The organism is Citrobacter sp. S55_ASV_140 (assembly GCF_018919505.1).
Taxonomy (GTDB): domain Bacteria; phylum Pseudomonadota; class Gammaproteobacteria; order Enterobacterales; family Enterobacteriaceae; genus Citrobacter; species Citrobacter werkmanii.
In genome coordinates this window covers 1-6,019 of sequence record NZ_JAHLQZ010000218.1, presented here as the reverse complement: position 1 = coordinate 6,019, position 6,019 = coordinate 1, and the positions used below count along the sequence as shown (strand labels likewise).

Genomic DNA, 6,019 nt, shown 5'->3' with positions numbered 1-6,019 from the left:
TCCTTGAACCGGGCGGTCGTTTCCCGACGATAGAAGAAGACGAGCCGGTGAAGTGGTTGTTATGCAGTGAATATAAGCGGTTATGAGCGGTAGGCCCGGTAAGCGAAGCGCCATCGGGCAATAATCACTGCGTAACGGGTGAGGCAACGTTACTACCTGATACCACACCCGCCTGCATGGTCTGCGTGACCTGCTGTTTCTCTGCATTCACCGCATGTAACTGACCGTTGACTGTGGGCTTGAGCGGCGTATCGGCCTGAATGTTGCCGCTGGCGGTGAGTTGAATGTTACCGTCGCCGGAAAGCGGCAGTGCTGGCCAGCCCCACTGTTGCAGGATGGTCATTGGCACGCCGCGCCCGTTCAGGCTGACCTGTGCCTGACGCTGAGGCAGTTGCGAAATGCTGGCGGTGGCCTCCAGCAGCCCTTTTTCTGTATAGGCGCTTAGTTCACTGATATTGATGGTACTGCCGTTCGCCGTTAGCGCCAGCGAAGGACGGCGCACGTCGGTGCGATTAAAGGTGGCAGCAGCGGCGTTGAGCGTGGCGTTACCGCTCCAGATCCCCCACTGGTTGTTCTGTACCAGCCCGAGGTTAGCGCCGTAACCGTCCAGTGCGGTGAGTTGCCACGGGAAGGCCGGGTCAATGTCGATCACCAGATTACGGCTGGCGCTGAATTTCTTCAGCGTCAGGCTGTTTAGCCAGGCTGGCAGAGGCTTCATCCATAGCTGTTTCCAGTTTTCCGGTAGCGTATATTCCAGGCCGGCAATCGCGGCATCGTCGAGAACCAGCGCTTTGTTGTTACGCATCCAGTTTCCGGATGTTCTGAGCATTCCCCCTTCCCAGCGGGTCGTGAACTGGCGCAGCGCAATGCCCTGCGGCGAGAACTCGGCGTTCAGAATCGGATCGAAGAAATGCAGTGAACCGTAGATAAACTCGCTGGCGTTCATCGACAGTTTTCCTTCCTGTGTTTGCCAGTCATCTTTGCTAAACGTCATGTTGCGCAAACTCAGATCAAGGTCCGTGACCGCCCAGTCAGGACCTTGCAGACGGGCATCCGTCACTTCCAGACGACCAATTTGCAAGGATGGAATAGTGGTTAGCGGCGCAAAAAAGTCGGCCAGCGATTTGTCACTTTGCAGCCGGATATCGTTCAGGCGCAGATTCTCTACCACCCAGCTACCGTCGGTATTGCGCTGCGCCACGCCGGTTAATGCGCCACGCGCGACGTCTGCGCCAATATTACTTAGCGTCACCCGACCATGGTCAATGCTGCCTTCAATCAATACGTTGGTGGTGGGGACATCGTTCAGCGTCAATGAGCTGGCGCTGAGCTGAATTTGTGCTTTGCTGCCGAGAATTTTACCTGCCTCAGGGCTCCAGGGAATCACGCCGCCGTTCACGCGCTGGGCGCTCAGGTTCCACTCGCTACCGGGGCTGTTGAGCGCCATATCCTGTAACTGCAGGCGATCGGCCTGGAACGGTAGCGGTGCGGTTTGCTGGGAAAGATTCAGCGTGCCGTTTTGCAAGAGGATAGTGTCTACGTGCCGCGGGTCGGTGATTTGGCGACTGCTCAGCCCAATATCGACCGTTTTAGCGACCAGCGTTGCGGGCTGACCATCGCGACCAAAGGTGACGTTTTCCAGCAGAATATGGGAAGGGGAAGAAAACCGGTGATCGATAGCATCAAATGCCAGATGATAGCTGCTGTTCTCTGAAACCCAGGCGCTGACGTGCTCTGCGCCCCAACGGGTTTGCAGTAGAAAATAAAGGCCGAGAATCGCCACTGCACAGGCGATCAGCACGTAAAGAAGCAGCTTTCCAATAAATTTCATGGTCTTCCATCCCGCGAAGTGCACATAGTCAAGTTATGCACGATTTAGAGGCAATGCTCAAGGCAGGAATGGTGAAAGAGCGTTACAGCGGCGTTGATTCAGAGCCAACGCCGCATTTTGCTTATTGCTTCTCTGGTGGGAACACCAGATTCAGAACGATAGCGGTGATACCGCCTGCGGCAATGCCTGAGGAGAGCAGATTTTTCACCCAATCCGGGGCAAATTGCAGAATCAGCGGCTGCTGGGAGACGCCCAGGCCAACGGCCAGCGACAGCGCAATAATCAAAATAGCGCGGCGGTTCAGCGGCTCGCGAGAGACAATACGCACGCCAGATGCGGCGATAGTACCGAACATTACCAGGGTTGCGCCGCCCAGTACCGGTTCAGGAATATGCTGTACAAAACCGCTAACTGCCGGGAACAGGCCCAATGCTATCAGCATCAGCGCCACCACAAAACCGACGTAACGACTGGCTACGCCCGTTAACTGAATGACCCCATTGTTCTGACCAAAACAAGAGTTCGGGAAGGTATTGAACACGGCGGAAACAAACGAGTTCAGACCGTTCGCCAGCACGCCGCCTTTCAGGCGTTTCATATACAGCGGACCAGAAACCGGCTGTTCGGAAACATCGGAGGTAGCCGTAATATCACCGATGGTTTCCAGCGACGTAATCATAAAGACCAGCATCAGCGGCAGCAGTAAGCTCCAGTCGATACCGAGGCCATAATACAGCGGCGTTGGCACCATGATCAGGTCCTGGCTTACCGGTGCGGTATTTTGCGGCAGCATGTCCATAAACCATGCCAGCAGGTAGCCTGCCGCCATCGCAATCACCAGGGACGCAACGCGCAGGTACGGGTTGCGTTGGCGGTTAAGCAGGATGATCAGCGCCAGCACAACGCCAGCCAGCAGTAAATTCTTCGGTGCGCCAAAGGTGTTATCGCTCATTGCGGCATAACCACCGCCAATCGACGTCAGACCCACCTGAATCAGCGACAGGCCGATAATCATCACCACCACGCCTGAGACCAACGGGGTAATAATACGCCGCGCCAGGTGCAGTACACGCGAGATAACCATTTCAGTGCAGCTCGCTAACATCAGCGTACCAAACAGGGCCGCCATCATGGTTGGGATATCTGCACCACCGGTTTTTAGCGCCGTGCCACCCATAATCAGCGGCGCAACAAAATTAAAGCTGGTGCCCTGAATAGATAACAGCCCGGAACCAACCGGCCCCCAGGCTTTGATCTGAATGATAGAAGCTACGCCGGAAGCGAACAGCGACATACTGATAATGTGTTGAGTATCCTGAGCCGGCAAACCGAGCGCCTGGCAAATTAACAGCGCCGGGGTGATCACCGCGACGAACATGGCCAGCAGGTGCTGACAGGCGGCAAACAGGGTCTGGGCTAACGGGGGGCGATCTTCAAGACGGTAAATCAGTTCACTGTTGTGAGTCTGCGCAACCGGTTGCGCATTTGTTGACTCTACGGCGTTAACGGACATCAGAGGCAATCCCATGGTGGAAAAGCGGTGATTTTATCTGACCAGGGCGGAAAAGCAAACGTTTGCCAGCAGTTATTCTTAATATTTAAAACGGATAAACAAACTTTTTTATATAACTTTTCATCATTTTCTGCTTAAAATCCACCCCGAAAACTCAATAAGAGCTAAAAAATCGGTCTGGAATGCATCGTGCGTGATTGTGCTAAACGCACTAATGGAGCTGTAAATGTTTTATCTCGATACGTTATCTACTCTGGTTGCGGCAACCCTTGTATTGCTGCTGGGACGTAAGCTCGTCCAGTCTGTCTCCTTCCTGAAAAAATACACCATTCCCGAACCTGTAGCCGGTGGATTGCTGGTGGCGATTGCGTTGCTGGTGCTGAAAAAAAGCATGGGCTGGGAAGTAAACTTCGATATGACCCTGCGCGATCCGCTGATGCTGGCGTTCTTCGCTACCATCGGCCTGAACGCTAATATCGCCAGCCTGCGCGCCGGTGGCCGCGTGGTGGGTATTTTTCTGATTGTCGTTGTGGGACTGCTGCTGATGCAGAACGCCATCGGTATCGGTATGGCGAGCCTGCTGGGCCTGGATCCGTTGATGGGCCTGATTGCCGGTTCGATCACGCTCTCTGGCGGACATGGAACCGGGGCTGCGTGGAGCAAGTTGTTTATTGAGCGCTACGGTTTTACCAATGCGACTGAAGTTGCAATGGCTTGCGCAACCTTTGGTCTGGTGTTGGGGGGGCTGATTGGCGGCCCGGTGGCGCGCTATCTGGTTAAACACTCCACCACGCCTGACGGTATGCCGGACGATCAGGCTGTACCGACCGCGTTTGAAAAGCCGGACGTTGGACGCATAATCACCTCGCTGGTGCTGATTGAAACCATCGCGCTGATCGCTATCTGTCTGACGGTAGGTAAAATCGTTGCGCAAATGCTGGTCGGAACGGTGCTCGAACTGCCGACCTTCGTCTGCGTGCTGTTTGTTGGTGTGATCCTCAGTAATGGCCTGGCGCTCATGGGCTTTTATCGGGTGTTCGAACGGGCGGTTTCAGTGCTGGGCAACGTGAGCCTGTCGCTGTTCCTGGCGATGGCGCTGATGAGCCTGAAACTGTGGGAGCTGGCATCTCTGGCGCTGCCGATGCTGGCGATACTGGTTGTGCAGACGATTTTTATGGCGTTGTACGCGGTATTTGTTACCTGGCGCATGATGGGCAAAAACTACGATGCCGCTGTACTGGCAGCCGGCCACTGCGGTTTTGGGCTTGGCGCAACGCCAACGGCGATTGCTAACATGCAGGCAATTACTGAACGTTTCGGGCCATCCCATATGGCGTTCCTGGTGGTGCCGATGGTGGGGGCGTTCTTTATCGATATCGTCAACGCGTTAGTGATTAAGCTGTATCTGCTGCTGCCGATTTTTGCGCAATAACGGCTGTGCGGCGGAGTAACATCCGCCGCGATAAATCGATTATGCGTTGGAGTAACGTTCGGTTTCCGGCATCCAGCGCTCTATCAGCGCGGCAGCCTGTTGCGGATAACGTTCATGAATATGGCGGGCTATACGCTGAACTTCCGGAATCATGGCCTGATCGCGCAATAAATCCGCTACTTTGAATTCTGCCGTTCCGGTCTGGCGCGTACCTAACAGCTCGCCGGGTCCGCGGATCTCTAAATCTTTTTGTGCAATCACGAACCCGTCATTGCTGTCCCGCAGAACCTGCAGGCGTTTCTGCGCCGTTTTTGACAGCGGCGATTTGTAGAGCAGGACGCAGTGGGAAGCCACGGCGCCACGGCCTACGCGGCCACGCAACTGGTGCAACTGCGCCAGGCCTAATCGCTCCGGGTTTTCAATGATCATCAGGCTGGCGTTCGGCACGTCCACACCCACTTCAATCACCGTGGTGGCGACCAGCAGATGTAATTCACCCTGCTTAAAGGCGGCCATCACCGACTGCTTCTCGGCGGGCTTCATGCGCCCATGCACCAGGCCAATATTCAGCTCTGGTAAGGCAAGCTTAAGTTCTTCCCACGTGGCTTCTGCCGCCTGCGCTTCTAATAAATCAGACTCTTCGATTAGTGTACAAACCCAGTACGCCTGACGCCCTTCGTGGGTGCAGGCGTTGCGCACACGGTCAATGATGTCGCTACGGCGGGTATCGGGAATCGCCACTGTGGTGATCGGCGTACGCCCCGGCGGCAGTTCGTCAATGACAGACGTGTCGAGATCGGCATAGGCGGTCATGGCCAGCGTACGCGGGATCGGGGTGGCGGTCATAATGAGCTGGTGTGGGTGGAAACCCTGCTGCTGGCCTTTCTCCCACAGCGCCAGACGCTGATGCACGCCAAAACGGTGCTGTTCGTCGATAATCACCAGCGCCAGCCCGTTGAACTGAACTTGTTCCTGGAAAATTGCGTGTGTGCCGACAATCATCTGCACCTGACCGCTGGTGATGGCTTCCTGCTGTGCCTGGCGTGCTTTACCTTTTTGCTTACCTGCCAGCCAACCCACTTCAACGCCCAAAGGTTCGAACCAGTTGCGGAAATTATTTGCGTGCTGTTCAGCCAGTAATTCAGTGGGGGCCATCAGCGCCACCTGCTTACCATGCGCAATCGCACGCAGGGCGGCAAGTGCTGCAACCAGCGTTTTACCGGAACCGACATCGCCCTGCACC

Annotated in this window: 4 protein-coding genes and 1 pseudogene; 2 read left to right on the top strand and 3 right to left on the bottom strand. The window is 55.4% G+C overall.

What is annotated here, in order from left to right; translation table 11 throughout:
- Positions 1–86 (top strand): annotated as a pseudogene (locus KQJ18_RS20690) (D-lyxose/D-mannose family sugar isomerase); the annotation flags it as partial.
- Positions 87–124: 38 nt separating this feature from the next.
- On the opposite strand, the gene KQJ18_RS20685 reads toward KQJ18_RS20690, so the two are convergent.
- Both KQJ18_RS20685 and xanP read right to left on the bottom strand, forming a co-directional pair.
- A complete protein-coding gene (locus KQJ18_RS20685) occupies positions 125–1,831 on the bottom strand; it encodes an AsmA family protein (protein ID WP_085049113.1) in 1,707 nt (568 codons plus the stop codon).
- Between the two features lie 121 nt (positions 1,832–1,952).
- Positions 1,953–3,344: a xanthine/proton symporter XanP gene (xanP, locus tag KQJ18_RS20680; RefSeq protein WP_216422624.1), complete on the bottom strand. Its 1,392-nt coding sequence runs from the start codon at positions 3,342–3,344 to the stop codon at positions 1,953–1,955.
- Between the two features lie 226 nt (positions 3,345–3,570).
- On the opposite strand from xanP, the gene gltS reads away from it, so the two are divergent.
- Entirely contained in the window at positions 3,571–4,776 is a 1,206-nt protein-coding gene (gene gltS / locus KQJ18_RS20675; RefSeq protein ID WP_006687638.1) for a sodium/glutamate symporter, read from the top strand.
- A gap of 39 nt (positions 4,777–4,815) precedes the next feature.
- Here gltS and recG read toward each other — a convergent pair.
- Positions 4,816–6,019: ATP-dependent DNA helicase RecG (gene recG, locus KQJ18_RS20670; protein ID WP_216422623.1), on the bottom strand; the 1,204-nt coding region annotated here is incomplete at its 5' end.